The sequence below is a fragment of the Asticcacaulis sp. genome (assembly GCA_024707255.1).
Classification (GTDB): Bacteria; Pseudomonadota; Alphaproteobacteria; order Caulobacterales; family Caulobacteraceae; genus Asticcacaulis.
On sequence record JANQAC010000001.1, the window covers coordinates 1,910,590 to 1,929,551 of the forward strand.

Annotated in this window: 16 protein-coding genes; 4 read left to right on the plus strand and 12 right to left on the minus strand. The window is 60.8% G+C overall.

What is annotated here, in order from left to right:
- Positions 1-32 precede the first annotated feature (32 nt).
- From NVV72_09355 to NVV72_09385, 7 genes are all read right to left on the minus strand, one after another.
- On the minus strand, positions 33-1,220 hold the full coding sequence (locus NVV72_09355) for an MFS transporter (protein MCR6659532.1): 1,188 nt from the start codon (positions 1,218-1,220) through the stop codon (positions 33-35).
- On the minus strand, positions 1,217-2,869 hold the full coding sequence (locus NVV72_09360; GenBank protein ID MCR6659533.1) for a hypothetical protein: 1,653 nt from the start codon (positions 2,867-2,869) through the stop codon (positions 1,217-1,219). Before NVV72_09360 ends, NVV72_09355 begins: the two co-directional genes overlap by 4 nt.
- The gene (locus NVV72_09365; protein ID MCR6659534.1) at positions 2,866-4,233 is read right to left on the minus strand and encodes a sulfotransferase; all 1,368 of its coding nucleotides are present in this window, start codon (positions 4,231-4,233) and stop codon (positions 2,866-2,868) included. The genes NVV72_09360 and NVV72_09365 overlap by 4 nt, the downstream gene beginning before the upstream one ends.
- Before the next feature lie 2 nt (positions 4,234-4,235).
- Positions 4,236-6,590 carry a TonB-dependent receptor gene (locus tag NVV72_09370; protein MCR6659535.1) on the minus strand — a complete coding sequence of 785 codons (2,355 nt, stop codon included), beginning with the start codon at positions 6,588-6,590 and terminating at the stop codon, positions 4,236-4,238.
- Between the two features lie 42 nt (positions 6,591-6,632).
- Positions 6,633-7,529 (minus strand): carbon-nitrogen hydrolase family protein, encoded by an 897-nt coding sequence (locus NVV72_09375; protein MCR6659536.1) that lies wholly within the window; start codon positions 7,527-7,529, stop codon positions 6,633-6,635.
- 118 nt (positions 7,530-7,647) lie between these two features.
- Positions 7,648-9,468, minus strand: a complete 1,821-nt coding sequence (locus tag NVV72_09380) for a PLP-dependent aminotransferase family protein (protein MCR6659537.1) — start codon at positions 9,466-9,468, stop codon at positions 7,648-7,650.
- A gap of 195 nt (positions 9,469-9,663) precedes the next feature.
- Positions 9,664-10,401 carry a creatininase family protein gene (locus NVV72_09385; GenBank protein MCR6659538.1) on the minus strand — a complete coding sequence of 246 codons (738 nt, stop codon included), beginning with the start codon at positions 10,399-10,401 and terminating at the stop codon, positions 9,664-9,666.
- Between the two features lie 205 nt (positions 10,402-10,606).
- Here NVV72_09385 and acs point away from each other — a divergent pair, with 205 nt between their 5' ends.
- The 3 genes from acs (at position 10,607) to NVV72_09400 (ending at position 14,464) form a co-directional block, all read left to right on the plus strand.
- Positions 10,607-12,553: an acetate--CoA ligase gene (gene acs / locus NVV72_09390; GenBank protein MCR6659539.1), complete on the plus strand. Its 1,947-nt coding sequence runs from the start codon at positions 10,607-10,609 to the stop codon at positions 12,551-12,553.
- Positions 12,554-12,565: 12 nt separating this feature from the next.
- Entirely contained in the window at positions 12,566-14,146 is a 1,581-nt protein-coding gene (locus NVV72_09395; GenBank protein ID MCR6659540.1) for a glycosyltransferase family 39 protein, read from the plus strand.
- A gap of 99 nt (positions 14,147-14,245) precedes the next feature.
- Positions 14,246-14,464 (plus strand): hypothetical protein, encoded by a 219-nt coding sequence (locus NVV72_09400; protein ID MCR6659541.1) that lies wholly within the window; start codon positions 14,246-14,248, stop codon positions 14,462-14,464.
- On the opposite strand, the gene NVV72_09405 is transcribed toward NVV72_09400, so the two are convergent.
- The 5 genes from NVV72_09405 to rlmN form a co-directional block, all read right to left on the minus strand.
- Positions 14,461-14,859 carry a YidB family protein gene (locus NVV72_09405; GenBank protein MCR6659542.1) on the minus strand — a complete coding sequence of 133 codons (399 nt, stop codon included), beginning with the start codon at positions 14,857-14,859 and terminating at the stop codon, positions 14,461-14,463. The genes NVV72_09400 and NVV72_09405 overlap by 4 nt on opposite strands.
- A 73-nt stretch (positions 14,860-14,932) precedes the next feature.
- On the minus strand, positions 14,933-15,568 hold the full coding sequence (locus NVV72_09410) for a DNA-3-methyladenine glycosylase (GenBank protein ID MCR6659543.1): 636 nt from the start codon (positions 15,566-15,568) through the stop codon (positions 14,933-14,935).
- A 75-nt stretch (positions 15,569-15,643) separates the two neighbouring features.
- Positions 15,644-16,465, minus strand: a complete 822-nt coding sequence (locus tag NVV72_09415; GenBank protein ID MCR6659544.1) for a peptidase — start codon at positions 16,463-16,465, stop codon at positions 15,644-15,646.
- Between the two features lie 12 nt (positions 16,466-16,477).
- Positions 16,478-16,936 (minus strand): DUF350 domain-containing protein, encoded by a 459-nt coding sequence (locus NVV72_09420; protein MCR6659545.1) that lies wholly within the window; start codon positions 16,934-16,936, stop codon positions 16,478-16,480.
- Between the two features lie 166 nt (positions 16,937-17,102).
- Positions 17,103-18,326, minus strand: a complete 1,224-nt coding sequence (rlmN, locus tag NVV72_09425) for a 23S rRNA (adenine(2503)-C(2))-methyltransferase RlmN (protein MCR6659546.1) — start codon at positions 18,324-18,326, stop codon at positions 17,103-17,105.
- A gap of 126 nt (positions 18,327-18,452) precedes the next feature.
- Here rlmN and NVV72_09430 point away from each other — a divergent pair, with 126 nt between their 5' ends.
- Positions 18,453-18,923 carry a hypothetical protein gene (locus tag NVV72_09430; protein ID MCR6659547.1) on the plus strand — a complete coding sequence of 157 codons (471 nt, stop codon included), beginning with the start codon at positions 18,453-18,455 and terminating at the stop codon, positions 18,921-18,923.
- Positions 18,924-18,962: the final 39 nt, after the last annotated feature.

Sequence of the window (18,962 nt, forward strand, 5' to 3'; positions counted from 1 at the left end):
CGCTTGATAGGGAAATCTTGAAATTTTGTGAGTTATTCCAGGGATGCTTCTGACTGTCTTCCCTGTCGGTCGAGCGCCAGCGCGGGCAGGACCATGGCGATCATGCTGACGAACAGCGCTGCCACGGTCAGGTTGATTAGCAGGCCATAACCGAGCTTGGCGTTGACGATCAAGGCGGCAGCGAGCGGACCGCTGGCCAGCCCCATCTTGGAGAAGAAGCCGCCAAGCGCCGCCATCCGCCCCTGCGGATCGAAGGCCGCGCACATGCCGAGCAGGTAGGGAATGACGAAGGCCCAGGTTATGGCGGTGAGGATATTGGCCCAGAAATAGACATCCAGGCCGTGCACGCCATAGATCCAGTGAAAGGCGAAGGTGCCGCCAAGCGTCAGCACCAGCCCGGCCATGGCCGGCAGCAATCGCCCGAAGCGGAGGCCCATGACAATTACGAGGACCGAACCCAGTGTGCCGATCCAGTTCGCCCAGCCGAGCGCACTGGTCATCGGCTCAAGGTCGAGCCCGGCGTCGCGGCCCAGGCCGATGATGAAGGCCGCCAGTCCCATGTTCGCCGCCTGGAATGTGAACATGGCAACGAAGGTCAGAATCAGCGGCAATAGCTTCATCGGGCCGGTTTTTTGCAGGGGATCGACCGCCGGCCGCTCATAGGGTGCCAGGAACGGCACCATCAAAAGTGACATCAGGCTGAATGCCGCCAGCGACAGGAACAGCACGCCGAAGCCGAAGTGCGGTACCAGGCGCGGCAGGTACATCAGGCCGAGTCCGCCCAGTCCGAACTGCACCACCAGCAGGACACCGAAAACCTTTTCCGGCACCTTGGTGCGCGAAATGACGCCGTAGGAAATGCCGACCAGAAGCCCACCCATCAGGCCATGGATGAAGCGCAGGGCGATCAGCAACGGCGCCGTATGAACGAGCAGCGAGCCGGTGTCCATAGCCATCAGCAGACCGAGCAGAATTACAGCCGCTCTGCGCCAGGGTACGCGTTTCACCAGGAAGACCGCCGTCAGCGCTCCTATCGCCGCGCCATAGACATTGGCTGAAGCGACCATGCCGGCGTCCTTCGCCGAAAAGCCGAGGCCGCTCATCAGGCCGTCGACAATGGCCGACATGATGTTGACGTAGAACAGACCGGCCGTGGCCATGAAGGCCAGAAAGACGCCGGCCAGCAGGCTGTCCTCTCTCGCGTGCGGAAGCCGATTCATGCGCAGAGTCCCCTGATTCGGTTGGCCGTCCTGACGGCTGCGGTCCAGTCGAACTGCTTGCTGTCGCCGTAAAAATAAAAGGTGATGTCATGCGGCAGCAGGGCCACGGTGATGCCGCCGAAACCGGACATAAACGGCACCCAGACGGCATGGTCGCAGCCGATCACCGGGGCGATATTACGTGCCCAGAATCCATGCTGATAGCGGAAGTCAGGTGGATAGGCCATCAGGCCGCGCTTGTCGGTTTGCTGCAAGGCCTCGGTGCGCAGCAGCGGATCGAGGCCGGTGCCGTCATCGCGCAGCCAGTCGGCGATACGCAGGATGTCGTCGCGGCGATAGACGAGACCGTAACCGGCGAAAGGTTGGCGCGCGGCGTCGCTTGTGCGCTGGCTATAATCGAGGCGCTCGCTTAAATTAAGCCCGTCCCACACCGGCCGCAACGCGTCGTCGTAAAAATCGCCGCCGGTCTTTTGCCTGTAGAAGGCCTGCATAGCCGCGCCCAGCACATAGGTATCGGTCGTATGATAGACGAAAGTCGTTGCCGTCGCCACTTTGCGCGGATAGTGGCCGCAAGCAAAGGCGACCTTGCCGGCATGGTCGGCCGGCATGAAGAAGCCGGCCATGTCGTCGCTGTCTTCGTCGGCTTCGTAGGCATCGCTGTCGTAGCGGCCGGTCGCCATGTCGAGTGCATCAATGAATCGGACATCGCCCCAGGCGGCGCATTCAGGCACATAGTCGCTGATCTTTGCCTGGCTCACGCCGGGATAGAGACCTTCCAGCCGCATCAAGCCAGTGCCGGCGAAGATCGACTTGGCGGTCGAGAATGATGGCAGGTCGATATCGGCGCAAAGAGGGGTGTTGCCCGCCCGCGTGGCGCAGTCCGAGGCATAGACCGTGCCGTCGATGACAAAACCATAGCTGGTCGGCGGATCATCGGCCACGGCACCGCCGAATGGTTTGGCCAGCGGCCCTTTGTCGGGATGGAGGTCGGCCAGCGGACGAACCGGCAGGTGGCGCGCCGCGTTGGTTTGGCGGCGGGCGACGATCCGGGCTTTGTCCGCCGGCATGCCGGGCGTGAAGCCAACACGCATCGTGCCCCACAGGTCGAATTTGAAATAGGCGCAGGTTTCCGAGGCGAATTCATAGACAGCGAACGGCTTCAGGCCCGAACGGTCGAAGGCCAGGCTGAGCAGGCCGTTGTGCAGGCAGTTGGCCGATGGTTCTTTGAGGGTGATCGGGAAACTGATGCGCCCGCCCTCGCCACCATCGGACCAGATATGGCCGGGGCCGATCAGCACTTCCCAACTTTCGGCGCCCTCATTCAGCGGCCCGGAGATGACCGGGTAGAGATGGTCTTCGTCCTGTACGATATCGAAACTGAAGGCGGGCGGTTGGAGCGCCGCACCGTTGCTCAGGCCGTAGGCATGATCATTGGCCACCAGCTTGTAGCCGCCAACCTGCGCCGGCGTCAGGGTCAGTCGGCCCTCGAAGGCGACGGCGGCATCGAAAAAGTTGGCGTCGGCGGCCTCGTTGCCAGTCATGGCCGGGGCCAGTTGCGTCATGGCGACCGGAGCGCGCAATTCCACCTTGCCGGAGAACACCGCAGGGTCGAGCGCTGTCAGTCCGACCATCAATGACAGCCATATCATACCAGACCACCTTTACGCAGAATATCGGCCAGCGGCGCCAGTTCGCTTTCATAACGGCGCCACAGGCCAACCGAGGTGTTGTAGACCGGCTGGCGCACCTGGGCGGCGCTGGCCGTGGCGGCGGCCTGACGGTTCTCGTGGAAATTCAGGCAGGCATCCTGCCAGTCTAAACCCAGCGCGGCGATCAGCCGGCGCGTTTCGCCGGCGCAGTCAGCGACCATGTCCTCGTAGTGGATGTCGAAAATGCGTCCGGGGGCAATGGTGCGCCAGTGGCTCATCAGGGTGTCATGCGCCAGCATGTATCGCCCGATGTCCGTCAGGTCGTAGGAATAGGGACAGCCCATGCGGAACAGGGTCTTGTAGAGAGCATAACCGTTATCCATCGCGTCGCGCCGCAGGTGGACGATTTTCGCGTTGGGCAAGGCCTTCAGGATCAGGCCGATATAGAGATAGTTGGCTGGTGTCTTGTCGATGAAGTGCGCCCTGGTGACGCCATAGCCTTGCGCGGAAGACACATAGGCCGCGCCCAGCGCCGCCGGATCAATGTCGCGCGCCGCCTTCACCAGGTCGATCTTGCCGGCGGTCCCTTCGGCCAGACGCACCAGGCTGAGTGCGAAGTCGTTGATTTCGCCCAGGCTCTGCACGCTGTCATGCGAGGAGATGATGCGGTCGATCAGGGTGGTTCCAGACCGCGGCAGGCCCATCACGAAGATCGGTGCCGGGTTGTCATGGCCGGTGCGTCCGTCATTCAGCCAGGTGGCGTCGAAGGTGCCAGCGATAGCCCGCATAGTGTCGATATCCGCCTCCACGTCGTAGGACATGCGGCGGCGGCGGTGGTCAGCGCCGCGCTTGAGGTAATGAAACGACCGCTGCCAGTCGCCCAGGTCTTCCAGTTCCTTTGAGAGGGCATAGCCGAGCTGGACCTCGCCGCGGCCGGCGCCGCGTCCGTGGATCAGCGCCTCCAGCGCGACGACGTGGTTACTGTCGCGCGTCTGCCGGCGCAGGGTCGAACGGTTCTGGTAGGCGTCGTAATCGTGGATATCGAGCGCGATCACCCGGTCGAGCAGGCTTTCAGCCTCTTTAGTTTCCCCGACTGCGATCAGCGCCGTGGCGAGATTGTATAACGCCGACGGATCTTGCGGCCGCAGCGCCACCGCCCGGCGATAGACGCGAACGGCCTCGGCATTCTGCTGGCCGAACATGAGGTGCTCGGCGATGTGCTGGAGCAGGATCGCGTCATTGAAGTGCGTTGCTTCCATCGCCCGCAATTCGGTGAGTGCCGCCCCGACACGGCCGGTTCGCATCATCGCCGTGATCGGGGCGAGAATGGTGCGCGGATCGAGGGAGGTCGGGACGGCGCTCATGATCAGAAGTTGTAATCGAGAGTCAGGCCGACGGTGCGCGGTAAGGAGATGAACTTCTTGTTGCCGTTGCCATAATAGCCTTGCGATGGCGAGGTTCCCATATAGGCTTCGGTGAATTCGCCGGTGATGCCGGGATCGTTGAACAGGTTCTTGACGTAGGCTGTGATGGTGATCTTGTCAGTGGAAATCGCCGATGACAGGTTCCAGAGGCTGAAGCCTTCCAGTTTGGTATTGTACTTGGGACCGCCCAGGGCATTGCGCGTGCTCGACTGGTAGGAGCCCGACAGGCGGTTGCTCCAGGTCAGACCGTTGCTTAAGGCGCGCGTGTCGTCGAGCGCCACGGTGAAGGCGTGTTCCGGCGCGCCCGGCAGTTGCGAGCCGGCTGTGGCCAGGACCGTATGCGCGGCTGTCGGTGACAGCAGATCGTCGGTCAGTTCTGCATGGGTATAGGTATAGCCCAGGCTGTAGCGCGTATGTGCGCTGAAACGGCCAGCGATGCGGCCTTCCAGGCCGTAAGTCTTGGCCTTGTCGCCATTGACGACGGTGTAGAAGCCCCAGTTCGGCGTTGCCGTATTGAGCTGAATGTCGCTCCAGTCGACGTAGAATAAGGCGGCATCGTAGGTAATACCGTTGCTGACACCTTTCAAACCGGCCTCATAGTTCGTCACGAAATCGGACTTGTAGGTTTGCCACGCCGGGTCTTCGGCGAATGTGCCCGTAAGCGGGACGGCATTGGCGCCGCCGCGGCGATAACCCTGAGACACGGTCGCGTAGGCCAGGCTGCGCTGGGTTAGCTGCCAGGACGCATTGAGTTTGAACAGGGGTTTGTTTTCCTTGGTGACGAAACGTGCAGTCGCCGGGGTGAAGCCCCACAAGGGTACACCAACCGCTGTGTCGTTCACCGCCTTGTTGCTGAAGTAGCGTAAGCCGCCTGTCAACTGGAAGGCCGCGGTGACATGCCAGGTCAGTTCGCCGAAGATGGCCGTGTCGGTGAAGGTTTCCTGACGGTCGTAGGCAAAGTCCTGGTCGGTGGCGACGATCGACGGGTTCCCGTACCAGCGGGCGAAGCCGCGCAGGTAGCTTTCCTGAGTCGCTTGCAGTTCCTCCCGCTTGTAAAAGGCGCCGGCCACCCAGTCGAAGGTGCCCCCGGCTGCTGAGACGAGACGCAGTTCCTCGACCAGCGACTTGTCCTGGTAGCCGCGAACGGCTGAGGCCATAGGACGCGGATAGTTGTAATAGAAGCCCAGGAAGCCCGCCTTGGCGTAGAAGCCAGTGTTTTCCGAGACGCTCTCGCCCTCGTGGTTGGTATAGGCAGTCGAGGAGGTCAGGGTGGCGAAACCGAGGTCGATATTGGCTTCCAGCGCGGTCATCTCGACCTTGCGTGTCGACGGCTCCAACTGCACTGACCCGTTCTCGTACTTCTGGTACTCTCGGCCGTAACCATCCTGGCCCACCGTCATCTGCCGGCGACCACCAACCTTGTCCGACTGCTCGGCATAGGTCAAGGTGGCGTCGAAAACGTCGTTCGGCTTGAACAGCAGGGCAGCGCGACCGTACCAGACGCCGACACGGTCGGCGTCCTTTTTGCTGTAATAACTGGCGGCGTTGTCATTGACGCCGTTGGGGGCTTCCGGAATGCCGTTGGCGTCGAGCTTGTAGAGGTTGACATAGTCGGTCAGGCCGGCGAGATCGAGGCGACTGACATTGGCACGCAGGGCCGGGGTGTCGCCGAGCGGCACATTGAGTACGCCGTCGAAGGAATAGCTCAGGCCGCCGGAACCATCGGTGGTCGAGACGCCGGTGCCGAGTTTGCCTTCGGTGACGCCCAGCTTCGGCGCCTTGGTAATGTAGCGAATGGTGCCGCCGAGCGAACCCGAACCGTAGAGCGTGCCCTGTGGTCCGCGCAGAATCTCGACGCGATCGAGGTCGCGCAGCAGAAAGTTGGCGAACAAAGGCGTGTCGTTGACATAGGTTGAGACCGGCGAAACGGCCGAGACAACATAGTCGCCCAGCGCGGCGCTGTCGGTATTGAGACCGCGAATGACGACGCTGTTCTGGACGCCCTGGTTGCGGTAGCCGCGGTCGACCAGCGACACGCCAGGTACTGAACGCAGCAGTTCGGCATTGTCGGCCACCTTGGCGGCTTCGATGGCATCGCCCGAAACGGCCGAGATATTGTAAGGCACGCTCAGTTGCTTCTGGCTGCGGCGGGTCGCGGTCACGATCACCTCAGTAGAATCGTTCGCCCCATCCTGGGCAAAGGCGGGTGAGACGGAGGCCGTCATGGCCGTGGTCAAAAAAGCCGCAGCCATGAGGGTGGTCAGTGCAGTTGTCTGCTGAAGCGTAAACTTGGTCATATCGGTCCCCTGAATGAATGTCGTGTTGATGTATGCGTCTGTCTAGTTCTTGTTGGACGGTTCATCCGTCTTTGGTCTTTTTGCGGTTTTCCGGCCCTGGGGTTTTTCAAGCGGACCCAGGGCCATGAGGGCTTCGGGAATGCTGCGGTTTCCTTCGTAAGGCGGGAAGCGTATGTCGCTGTCGCGAAAGCTCTTGAGCGGTTGCCCCAGGCCGTGCCAGCCGCGTTCGCGGACCCTCCGGACGTGTTCCATATCCAGTTCGAACGCCATGATCTCACGCCCTGTGCCGGCCTGATGGATCAACTCGCCGCCGGGGCCATAGGCACAGGACAGCCCTACGCCCAGTTCTCCGGCTACATTAATGTCGATAAAGTAGCATTGATTGGTGATCGCGGATGCGCGCGCAATGGCGAGTTCGGCTTCACGATCTATGGTATTGGTCATGGTGGGGTGAAGAATGACCTCGGCGCCCATCCAGACGAGCGAACGCGTCGTCTCGGCAAACCACATGTCGTAGCAGATTGAGATGCCGAAACGGCCGACTTCCGGTACGTCAAAGACAACAAATTCCGACCCCGCCTCGACGCCGGTCTCATAGGGCAGGAAAGGGAAGATTTTGCGGTAACGGGCAACGACCTCACCCTTTGGGTTGATTACGGAGGCGGTATTGTAGACCAAGGCTCCGGATTTCTCGTAGATTGATCCGGGGACCAGCCAGATGTCGAGTTCCCGTGCAAGATTGACCATGCGGTCTTCCGTGGGGCCCGGCAGGGTTTCCGCCTGGGCGGTATTGGCGCCAAACATGGCGAGTTCGCCAAGCACGACCATGTCGATCCATGGAAAACGCGTTTTGACCAGCCGCACCTCTTTTTCGATGACGGCAGTATTGTCCCCCTTGTTGAGGGAGAGCTGCAGGGCGGCGACGGCGAAAGAACGCATGGAAACTCCTGTTTGATGTCAGGAGAGTGACGGTCTTGTGACGGTCGCGGTAGCACCAGTTTCGGGTGATCTATGAGTCCAGTTGTGAGGTGTGCGCTGGTGTTTATCGAAACTGGACCTAAGCGCTGAGGTCGGCCTCATCGGGTCGGATATAGATGGCGGAATCGACGATAAGATGCATCTCGTCCAGCCAGTAGATGCGCTTGTCGTCAATAAGGATATGATAGCGACTGACCTCGCCATAGGCCCAGCTTTTCCACTGACGACACCACCTGCCATCCTCAATCCACCAGCGGCCGGTATCGCAATCTTCATTGGCGTAGCCAGCACGGCCAGTCATGCGTCCATCCGGCAGAAGGTCGATTGTGCAGGGATCACTGTAGACCGTTCGGTAGAGAAAACTGCTGCCGCTCAGGGCCAGGCGTATAGCCGCATCTGTCGCCAGAACCTGGCCGGTTTCAAGGGGCAAGGCCGGGTAGCCAAGCAACTGACGAATACAATCACGCAGGATAGCCATGCCCTGCCGGATGCGTTCCAGGGACAACGAGGTGACGCCCACCAGGAATTCGTTCTGAGGTGCATCTGATGCGTAATAGGGAGCGGCGCTTTCGATCAGCACGCCCTTCTGTTCCGCCAGATCAATCAGCTTGTGCACGTCCAGTTCGGGCGGCCCTTGCACCCAATAGGTGGTGCCACCATGCAGCGGCATGATCGTCGCCAGGTTGCGCATATAGTGATTCAGGGCGTCACGGAGCGCCGTGCGACGTTCGCGGAACAGCTTCCCGACACGCATCATGGTGGCATCATAGTGCCCCATGGCCAGAAAGTGGGCGGCGGCGCGTTGAATGTTCATGGGCGGATGACGGATGAGCAGCCGGCGCAGGGCCCTTGCCTCGGCTATGACTTCGGGCGCTGCCACCATGAAACCCAATCGCAGGCCGGGTGACAAAACCTTGGACAGGCCGGCGACATAGATGACCCTTTGCCCTTGAGCCAGGCTGTAAAGAGATGGCAGAGTAGTCTCCAGATAGTCGGTCTCGCTGGCGTAATCGTCTTCAATTACGATCTGATCATTGGCCTCGGCGGATTGAAGCAGGGCATGGCGGCGTTCCAGCGACAGGGTCGCGCCAGTGGGATACTGATGGCTTGGCGTGACGCAGATGATTTGACTTGATGATAAGGTTTCATCAACGATCAGTCCCTGATCATCCACTTTTTGGTGGCGTATGCGGCCGCGATTTTGTGTGATGAGACGACGAAGATCGGGATAGCCGGGTTCCTCGACCGCAACAGTGACGCTTTTGTCGACAAGCATCTGCATCAGCAGGCTGAGGGACTGCTGTGATCCCAGCGTGATGAGTATTTCATCCGCTCGTGCGGAGATGCCGCGTCGTGACAATACTTTGGTGCGGATTTCCTCGATCAGCATGGCGTCATCGGCATCGCCGGCATCGACTGACCAGGCATTGATCTCGGCGACCGCAAGGGCACTGCGCATCGCATCCCGCCATTCGTGAACCGGGAAAAGCGATTCATCAAAAAGGCCGTCGATAAAGGGGTAAGGGTATTGGCGCCAATGCGGTAACCGCCGTGCCCACTGTTTCCCCGCCGTGATGCGATTTTTGAAGCGGCTTGACCATATCGAACGCCGCACCCTTTTTTCGTCCGGGTGAGAGGAGCCTGGTCGTGTCAGACCTGCCACCTGATCGATAGCGACCCGCCCTTTTAACAGGACCGGATTGACGTAAAGCCCACTGCGTTCACGGCTGATAAACAGGCCTTCATCGATCAGTTTCTGATACGCCAGGAGCACGGTATTTCGGGATAGCCCCAGTTGCGATGCCAGAGCGCGTGAAGACGGCAGACGCTTCCCCGGCGTGAAAGCCCCAGCTATGGCTGCCAGCGTCAATTGCTTACGTAACTGATCCTGAAGCGTCACTTCGCTCTCGGGATCAATATAGAGAAAGGGACTGCGCGCTAATTTAGCCATCCGGAAAGAAGACGAATTATAGTGAACGCGTCAAGATAAACCGGAGCGCAAGAGCGCCCTTATGGATGCGGGTACGTCTGGTTTGGGCGCAGAGTCACAAATTTTTAGAAACTCGAGTCACCTAAGCAACACTCTTCTTAAGATCTATTCCGTCTGGAACTTCGCCACATCGTCGAGCAGGCCCTTTACGGCCGCAGCGATGATCTGTTCGCCATCCGAAACTGTGGCGAGTGACGAGTCCGAACCGATGCGGCCATCGGGGAAGCGGTCGCGGTAATCGAGCGCGTCGCGGATCGGGCCATTGGGCGCAATCTGCGGTTCCATGGCGGCCGACTTCACGAAATCCGGATAGGCAGCGAAGGTGACGGCGATCTCGGATGGCGTGGCATGGCTGCCGTGCCCCTGCGGATAGAGCCGGGCGCACAGGCTGGAAATGCCCGGCAGATCCCACCAGTTGCGCAGTTTCAGGATGAACGGGCAGGGCTCGGCCGCATAGGAATAGTGCGAATAGATCTGCGAGAAGGTCGCCTCGATGGTGGCGACATTGCCGCCGTGGCCGTTGAGAAAATAGATACGGTCAAAGCCATGTCGGGCCAGCGAGTCCACCCAGTCCTCGATCGCCGCCATGAAGGTAGTGGGGCGCAGGGATATGGTGCCGGAAAAGCCGAGGTGATGCTGCGCCATGCCGATATTGAAGGTGGGGGCGATCAGAAGATCGCCCTCTTTTTCAGCGGCCTGGGCGATGATTTCGGGGCACAGCCAGTCGGTGCCGAGCAGGCCCATCGGGCCGTGCTGCTCGTTGGAGCCGATGGGGATAATGACGGTGCGCGAGGATTTCAGGCGCTCGTCGATCTCTTTCCAGGTGGACATATGCAGCAGCATGGCGAACTCCGACGTTTCAACTACTACGACCATACGCATCCGGAAGGGGCATAGGCAACCATTGCTGTCGCATTCTGCATCGCTTGAAGGACAAAACCCGTCCGTGGCGGGTTTTTTCGCATTGGTCTTATGGACTCCGCAAACCGCGCGGCATAAGTTCGCACCAACGAAAAAATACTCCGCAGATACCCCAGGAAATACCCAGATGAGTGACGAGACCCTGTTCCGCGTGCCGGCCGATTTCATTCGCCCGAAGACCCTGACGGCTGACGGGCTGGCGGCGCAGCACAAGCTGTTCGAGACCGATCCGGATGCTCACTGGCGCACATTGGGTGACGCCCTGTCCTGGATGCAGCCCTACACCCAGGTCAAGGACGTGTCGTTCAACCGCGAGGACTTCCGTATCCGCTGGTTTTACGATGGCGTGCTCAATGTCTCGGTGAATTGTATCGACCGCCACCTGGCGACACGCGGCGAGCAGGTGGCGCTTATATTTGAGGGCGATGATCCGTCGGTCTCCTATACCGTCACCTACAATCAACTCGCCAAAGAGGTAAACAAGCGCGCCAACCTGCTGAAAAAATATGGCGTCAAGAAGGGTGACCGCGTCACGCTCTACCTGCCGATGGTGCCGGAAGCCGCTTACTTCATGCTGGCCTGTACGCGCATCGGCGCCGTGCATAATATCGTGTTCGGCGGTTTCTCACCGGACAGCATCGCCAGCCGCATCCAGGACTGTCGGTCCGATGTCGTTGTCACCGCCAATGAGGGTCTGCGCGGCGGCAAGATCATTCCGCTGAAGGCCAATGTCGACCTCGCCCTGCTGCAATGCCCCAATGTCCAGACCGTACTGGTGGTCGAGCACACGAAAGCCCATTACCTCAAGCACGGCGGCCGCGATGTCAGCGTGCCGGAAGCGCTGGAAGGGATTTCGGATGAGTGCGCGCCGGAGCCGATGAATGCCGAAGATCCATTGTTCATCCTCTATACCTCCGGCTCGACCGGCAAGCCCAAGGGCGTGCTGCATACCACCGGCGGCTATCTCGCCTGGGCGGCCTATACCCACAAGACCGCCTTCGATTACCAGGATGGCGATATCTACTGGTGTACAGCCGATATCGGCTGGGTGACGGGCCATTCCTATGTCGTCTATGGGCCGCTGGCCAATGGCGCCACCTCGCTGATGTTCGAGGGTGTACCCAACTATCCGGATAATTCGCGCTTCTGGAACGTGGTCGACAAGCACAAGGTCAATATCTTCTACACGGCCCCGACCGCCATCCGCGCCCTGATGCGCTTCGGTGACGAGCCGGTGACTTCGACCTCGCGCGCAAGCTTGCGCGTGCTGGGTACGGTCGGCGAGCCGATCAATCCGGAAGCCTGGCTGTGGTATCACCGCGTCGTTGGCAACGGCAATTGCCCGATCGTCGATACCTGGTGGCAGACCGAAACCGGCGGCCACCTGATCACCCCAGTGCCGGGCGCCACGCCGCTGAAGCCCGGTTCGGCCACCAAGCCCTTGCCGGGTGTGGTGCCGTGTCTGGTCGATGCCGAAGGGCAGGTGCTGGAAGGCGCAGTCGAGGGCAATCTGTGTATCGCCGATAGCTGGCCCGGCCAGATGCGCAGTGTCTATGGTGATCACCAGCGTTTCCTCGACACCTATTTTTCGACCTATCCCGGCAAGTATTTCACTGGCGATGGCTGCCGGCGTGACGAAGATGGCTATTACTGGATCACCGGCCGGGTCGATGACGTGCTGAATGTCTCCGGCCACCGTCTGGGCACCGCCGAAATCGAAAGCGCCCTGGTCTCGCACAGCGCCGTGGCCGAGGCCGCAGTGGTCGGCTTCCCGCACGATATCAAGGGGCAGGGCATCTGGTGCTACGTCACGTTGACGGCGGGGACTGAACCGAGCGAAGCGCTTAAAAAGGCCCTGCGCGACCATGTGCGCGGGGAGATCGGGCCGCTGGCCTCGCCGGATGTCATCCAGTGGGCGCCGGGCCTGCCGAAGACGCGTTCGGGCAAGATCATGCGCCGAATCCTGCGCAAGATCGCCGAAGGCCAGCCGGATCAGTTGGGCGATATCTCGACCCTGGCCGATCCATCGGTGGTGGCGGACCTGATCGAAGGCGCGAAGGGGCTTAAAGTCTGACGCATATGATCGATGACCAAATCCGAAAACCACGATAAGGTCCGTTTTTCGGAGGGCGGTGTCATGGTGAAAGAGCGGGTCAAATGGACGGCGGACTATGTCGCGCTGGGGCTGGCCGCGCTGGCCTTTGTGCTGCACGCGGCCTGCGCGGGCCGCTATGATGTGTTTCGTGACGAACTATATTTCATAGTCTGCGGACGCCACCCTGCCTTTGGCTATGTCGACCAGCCACCACTGATCCCGCTGCTTTCCGCAGGCTTCTATGCGCTGGGTCACAATGCCTGGATGTTGCGGTTGCCGGCGACCCTGGCCGCCGGCGCCCTGGTCTGGCTGGCCGTCCGCTTTGCCCGATTGCTCGGTGGCGGCACATTCGCGGCCGCCGGTGCGGGTATATGTGTCACGATTGCCCCGATGCTGATGGGAATTGTGGCCGTCTTCAACACGACCGTATTTGATCCGCTGGCCTGGACACTGATCGCTTATCTGCTGGTGAAGGCCGCCCGTGATGGCGACCGCTCGGCGCTCTTGTGGTGCGGCGTGGTGGCGGGGATCGATTTCGAGGCCAAGTACGCGCTTTACGTCTGGGCGATCAGTCTGGTCATCGGCCTTGCGGCGACGCCGGAGCGGCGGATTTTCCGCGACCGGATGCTGTGGCTGGGGGCGGCAATCGCCGTGGCTATTGGCCTGCCGTCGATCCTCTGGCAGGCGACGCATGGCTGGCCCTTCCTGGAACTGGCTGCCGCCGCGCGCGCCAAAAATACCGACATTCCGCCCCTGAACTTTATTATCAATCAGGTTCTGGTGATGAATCCACTGCTGGCGCCGGTCTGGATCGCCGGGGTGATCGCGCCCTTTGTTATCGCTTCGCTGAAACCTGTCCGCTTTTTGGCAATCGCCTTCCTGACCAGTTTTGCCCTGACGCTCATTACCCACGGCAAGGACTACTATATCGCCGCCACCTATCCGACGGTCTTTACACTGGGGGCCGTTGCCTGGACGCATTGGTTCGGGAAGGCCCGTGCCCGGATCGGTTTGGCCGCCTGGGGCGGGCTGGCCGTTGCCCTGTCGGTGGCGATATCACCGCTGGCCTTGCCGGTTTTGTCAGTCGAGGACTTGCGGGCCTATATCGCGCATTCGCCGTTCAAGCCGCAACAGCAGGAGAAAAGCTTCAAGGGCACCTTGTTGCCGCAGGTATTCGCCGATCAACTGGGCTGGCACGATTACACGGATCAGGTCGGTGCCGCCTGGCAGAAGATACCCGCCTCTGAGCGCGCCCGTACCGGTATCAAGGTGGAAAACTATGGCGAAGCCGCCGCTCTGGATATCTACGGCAAGGCCTATGGCCTGCCGCCGGCGCTTAGCGGTCATAATCAGTATTACCTGTGGGGACTGCGCGGTCAGAACCCGGTGAACCTGCTGGTGGTACAGAACAATCCGGATCGTCTGGAGCCATATTGCCAGAAGACCGTTATCTTGGGCGAGACCTATTCGCCGGATGCCATGGCTTATGAAAACGGCAAGACCATCGCCTGGTGCCAGGGTCTGAAGGTCGATATTGTAAAGCTGTGGCCGGAACTGAAGAATTTCAGTTAACTCGCTTACGCGGCCTTTATGATCACCACATAAAGTTACAACGCTGTTCTTATGGCGTCGGGAATAGACTTGTCTTCTTATAATATAAGGAGAAGCGTCATGATACCCGATGCCAGGGACAAGACACGCAAGCCCGAAGACGACCGCTTCGGCAAAAAGGTCTTTTCGCCCAATGAACTGAACCAGGCCGGTGAGGACAAGGAATATTTCCATCCTGATGGCGGGCACAAATTTCACGCCCCAAAGGATGCCAATGACCATGCGATCAAGCCCGATGTTGAGGTCACGCCGGACAATAAGGTCAGGCCCGTTCGCTAGGTTTTCAGCAGGCCACCGAGCATATTGCCAAGCCCGCCTTTTCCAGCAACCTGGCCCAGTATGTCGCCAATCCCGCCCTGCGGCAGTTGTCCGTTCGGCGTCAGGTGATCTATAAGGCCGGGCAGGGCGTGGGCCAGTTGCGAGCTGTCTATGCCCATGGATTTTGCCAGTCCGGCCACCTGTTCGGACCCCAAAACGGCTTGAATCTGCTCTGCGGAGATCGGCAGGTTGCCGCCAGTGCCGATCCACGACTGGACGACTTCTCCCATGCCGCCCTGCTGGAATTTGGCGACAATGCCTTCCAGGCCCCCATTGCCGAGATGGCCGGCGAGTTGATCAAGGTCGAGGCCGCCGGGAGCGGAAGCGCCGCCCATTAAATCGTCCTGCAGGCTCATGGCAGAAGCTCCTTCGCTTTTCGGATGGTCCGAATAGGCGCTTCATTTTGCGCTGCGTCAATTCACGACGTTTTTACCGCGCCATCTCTCCGCGCTTAACCGCGCCATACCACGCCCAGAGCAGGTGGGCGGCGATGGTGCGGTAAGGCGACCAATCGAGCGCGCGTTCGGCGCAATAGGCTTCGTTCGGGCGCTCCGGCAGATTATCCAGCCAGCCGACCGCCTCGCGCAGGGCGACATCGCCGACCGGAAACAGGTCAAGCCGGCCTTCGGAAAACATCAGATAGACCTCGGCGGTCCAGCGGCCGATGCCTTTCAGCGCCACCAGCCGCGTGGCCGCGTCTTCGATGGTCAGGGTTTGCAGCGCATCAGTATCGAAGCCGCCGGTGTGAAAAGCCTCAGCCAGGGCACGGGCATAAGCGATCTTCGGGCGCGACAGGCCGTAACCACGCAAGGCATCTTCGTCATGCGCCAGCAGGGCCTGCGGGGTGATGTCGCCAAGCCCGTCGCGCACCCGTCCGAAAATGGTATCCGCCGCCCTGACGGACAGTTGCTGTTCGACGATCAGGCCGAGCAGGGCCGGGAAACCGCCTGGACGTTTGCGATGCTGGATATGCGAAAAATGCTCGGTCAGCGGTTTGAGGCGCGGATCGCGGTCCGCCAGGTGTGCAAGGTGTTCCGGATCGAGGGGATTTGCGGTATTGGTCATGCCCTGTTTTAACTGTTCCCAGACGCAAATCTGTCAGGACGGTGCGCAAAAAACATCCGTCCAGCCTATGGCTGGTCAGGCAATGATACAACCCACCTGGGCCACGCGGTATTCGCGGCGCAGGGTATCCGAGACAATGCCGTAATTGCGCTTGGTGATGGTGGCTTCGGAGTCGTAGTCCGGCTTGCGGTCGGCCAGGCTGGCAATGGCGGTCACGGTTTCCGGCACTGAGGTATAGATGCGGCCGCGGCGCGGATTTTCCTTCAGGGTGATGCCCATGACATGCGAATTGTCATTGAGCGCGGGGCCGCCGATCAACTGGTTGAGGTCGCTTTTCAGCTCAAAGGTCTGGCCGGCCTTGGCCCAGGCCAGGACCGGTTCGCTGCCCTCGAAGCGCTTGGAATGTTTCATCATGGTGCGGCCGATCAGGCGCGCGGTCGCCTCACCGACTGTGCCGCCGGGATAGCCCGGCATGAAGGCGCGTATCCCCGGCTTGACATTGGCCGGGTCCGCCATCGAGAGCGGTCGCCCGCCGCCATCGGTCATGGCGATCAGATAGCCCTCATGGCCGGGAATGGGCCGCGTCTTGAAGGGGACAGCCAGGTTGCCGCCGATATTGAGGAAGGGGTGGGTGCATTTGCCGACGCTTTTTTCAGCCACGATCCATTCGCCGGTTTTAGAGATCGAGAAGGCCGTGCCGGTCATGACCTTGCGGTCGTCCACCGGCAGGTTGATGATCGAAGAGGCCGTGAAAGGCGTGTAGGTGGCGAAGAGGGACATTTCGCCGATTCCCGGCGGCGGCGGCGCCGGCGGCGCGTCGGAAACCTCATGCCAGCTTCCGGTCACCGTCACGAGGGCGGTGAGGGCAGCGGCGTAAAGGAGCCAGTCGAGTTTCATGGCCTGCGCCCTTTATGCGGCGACAGCAGCGGCGAGGACGAGGGCGGCGGCCAGCTTGGCGGAGACCAGCAGCACGGCGGCGGAAACCTCGCCCTCATTGATGCGGTTGGGCAGGCCGGCCAGCAGAAAGTCGACCAGGCGGAAGACGAACAGTTGCAGAAGGATGGTGGCACCGCCCCACAGCACGATATCGCGCACGCTTGTCGATGCGGCCATGGAGGCGGCCAGCGGAATGGCCAGGCCGATGATAACGCCGCCATAGGCCACGGCCGCAGCGGAATTGCCCTCGCGGATCTGGTGGATTTCCTTGTAGGGAGTCAGCAGCGAATAGATGGTGGCGCCGATCAGCAGCATCAGCAAAGTGACGCCGGCGTGCAGCAGGGTGATGGGAAAACCCGAAGCAAAAGCCTGAATTTCCGGCCGCAGGACCTCTGGCGACAGGAAGTTGAGATTGAAATTGTCAGGCGTCATTCTGGTCCCCTACACGCTGGTCTTCTGCGCGCCCGCTACATGCGAAGTTACCCATGTAACGGCCCGGCGCACTTTAGGGGTAAGTTCCCTGCAAGATCAAGGCCCCGCTGTTACGCCTGTGGATAAATTTTATATGACGCCGCGCATATCCATATAACGCAAAGGCTTAATCGATCATGCCACCGGCCAGGGCCGCGAAGGGCAGGCTCTCGCCGGCGGGCAGGGCGTCCTGATTTGAAGCAGCTTCCTCGCGCTGTTCACGACGGACCACCGAGGCGCGCTTCTTCTCGGATTCTGACTTCAACTGCCCGCAGGCCGCCAGGATATCGCGGCCGCGCGGGGTGCGGATGGGCGAGGCATAGCCCGCCTTGTTGAGAATGGCGGCGAAGGCTTCGATCGCGCTCCAGCTTGAGCACTGATAGTCTGTGCCGGGCCAGGGGTTGAAGGGGATCAGGTTGATCTTGGCCGGAATGCCCTTGAGCAGGCGCAGCAGGGCGCGCGCTTCATCGGGTGAGTCATTGACACCCTTCAGCATGACATATTCAAAGGTCACTCGTCGGGCGTTGGAAAGGCCGGGATAGGCGCGGATGGCCGCCATCAGCTCAGCGATATTGTACTTCTTGTTGAGCGGCACCAGCACGTCACGCAGCGGGTCATTGGTGGCGTGCAGCGAAATGGCCAGCATGGCCTGAGTGCGGTTGCCGAGCGCTTCCAATTCCGGCACCACGCCGGAAGTCGAGACCGTGATGCGGCGGCGCGAAATGGCGATGCCTTCGCCGTCGGAAATGATATCGATGGCGGCGGCGACATGGTCGAGATTATAGAGTGGCTCGCCCATGCCCATGAAGACGATATTGGAGAGCTGGCGGTCTTCCTTGGGCGACGGCCATTCGCCGAGGTCGTCGCGCGCCACCTGGACCTGGGCCACGATCTCGGCCGTGGTCAGGTTGCGCACCAGCTTTTGTGTGCCGGTGTGGCAGAAGGAGCAGTTGAGCGTACAGCCGACCTGTGAGGAGACGCACAGCGCGCCGGCGCGGCCGACCGAGGGGATATAGACGCTCTCGACCTCGATGCCCGGCGCCATGCGGATCAGGTATTTGCGTGTGCCGTCATTGCTGATCTGGCGCTCGACGATTTCCGGGCGCGCCAGCGAAAACTTTTCCCTGAGCAGGGCGCGCTGGTCCTTGGCGATATCGGTCATCAGGTCGAAATCTGTGAACCCGTAGTGATGCACCCAGCGCCAGATCTGCTGCATCCGCATCTTCGCCTTGCGGGCCTCGACCACACCCGATTCCACCAGCGCCTGCATCAGGCCGTCGCGGGTCAGGCCGGTGATATTCACCAGGCCGGTATTGGCGGATTTGACGGACAGGTCGAGCGTATGGGCCAAGATATGCGGCTTTCAGAAGAACATATGTGCGGGATTGGCGGACCCTATACAGGAAAGCCCGCGAAATGTCTAATTGCGCGGTTATTGTGCGCGTCGTAAGCTGCCGCAACTGATTTCGAGGACCGCATGACCCTTTCAATTAAAACGCTTGGTTTCGCCCTGGCCTTATCCGTGAGCCTGCCCCTGGCCTCGCAGGCCCTGGCCAGTCCGGAAACCGACGCCCTGTCGGCCTGCCTGATCCGCTCATCGACGCCGCAGGACAAGCTCGTCCTGACGCGCTGGGCGTTCGCCGCCATCTCGAAGCACGAAGGCGTGTCTGACCTGGCGTCGCTTTCGGATGCGCAGATGGCTTCTGTGGACAAGGCGGGCGGCGCGCTGTTTTCCCGCCTGCTGATCGAGAACTGCCCGACCGAGACCACGGCCGCCATCCGGAGCGATGGTGTCAAGGCGATCGAGACGGCGCTGAGCGATCTCGGTCAGTCGGCCATGCAGGACCTGGCCGGTGATCCGGGCGTTCAGGGCGCGCTGGTCGGCATGGTCGGTTATATGGACCAGGCGCGGCTCCTGAAGATGCTGAGTGACGCGGCGTCGAAATAGTTTGCCGGATTCTGATAGCGGCGGGGAACTGTCGTATTC

What these genes read in the sequence shown, in the direction of transcription:
- NVV72_09355 (MCR6659532.1), bottom strand. Translation starts at nt 1,220, where the DNA reads ATGAATCGGCTTCCGCACGCGAGAGAGGACAGCCTGCTGGCCGGCGTC.
- NVV72_09360 (MCR6659533.1), bottom strand. Translation starts at nt 2,869, where the DNA reads ATGATATGGCTGTCATTGATGGTCGGACTGACAGCGCTCGACCCTGCG.
- NVV72_09365 (MCR6659534.1), bottom strand. Translation starts at nt 4,233, where the DNA reads ATGAGCGCCGTCCCGACCTCCCTCGATCCGCGCACCATTCTCGCCCCG.
- NVV72_09370 (MCR6659535.1), bottom strand. Translation starts at nt 6,590, where the DNA reads ATGACCAAGTTTACGCTTCAGCAGACAACTGCACTGACCACCCTCATG.
- NVV72_09375 (MCR6659536.1), bottom strand. Translation starts at nt 7,529, where the DNA reads ATGCGTTCTTTCGCCGTCGCCGCCCTGCAGCTCTCCCTCAACAAGGGG.
- NVV72_09385 (MCR6659538.1), bottom strand. Translation starts at nt 10,401, where the DNA reads ATGCTGCTGCATATGTCCACCTGGAAAGAGATCGACGAGCGCCTGAAA.
- acs (MCR6659539.1), top strand. Translation starts at nt 10,607, where the DNA reads ATGAGTGACGAGACCCTGTTCCGCGTGCCGGCCGATTTCATTCGCCCG.
- NVV72_09395 (MCR6659540.1), top strand. Translation starts at nt 12,566, where the DNA reads ATGACCAAATCCGAAAACCACGATAAGGTCCGTTTTTCGGAGGGCGGT.
- NVV72_09400 (MCR6659541.1), top strand. Translation starts at nt 14,246, where the DNA reads ATGATACCCGATGCCAGGGACAAGACACGCAAGCCCGAAGACGACCGC.
- NVV72_09405 (MCR6659542.1), bottom strand. Translation starts at nt 14,859, where the DNA reads ATGAGCCTGCAGGACGATTTAATGGGCGGCGCTTCCGCTCCCGGCGGC.
- NVV72_09410 (MCR6659543.1), bottom strand. Translation starts at nt 15,568, where the DNA reads ATGACCAATACCGCAAATCCCCTCGATCCGGAACACCTTGCACACCTG.
- NVV72_09415 (MCR6659544.1), bottom strand. Translation starts at nt 16,465, where the DNA reads ATGAAACTCGACTGGCTCCTTTACGCCGCTGCCCTCACCGCCCTCGTG.
- NVV72_09420 (MCR6659545.1), bottom strand. Translation starts at nt 16,936, where the DNA reads ATGACGCCTGACAATTTCAATCTCAACTTCCTGTCGCCAGAGGTCCTG.
- NVV72_09430 (MCR6659547.1), top strand. Translation starts at nt 18,453, where the DNA reads ATGACCCTTTCAATTAAAACGCTTGGTTTCGCCCTGGCCTTATCCGTG.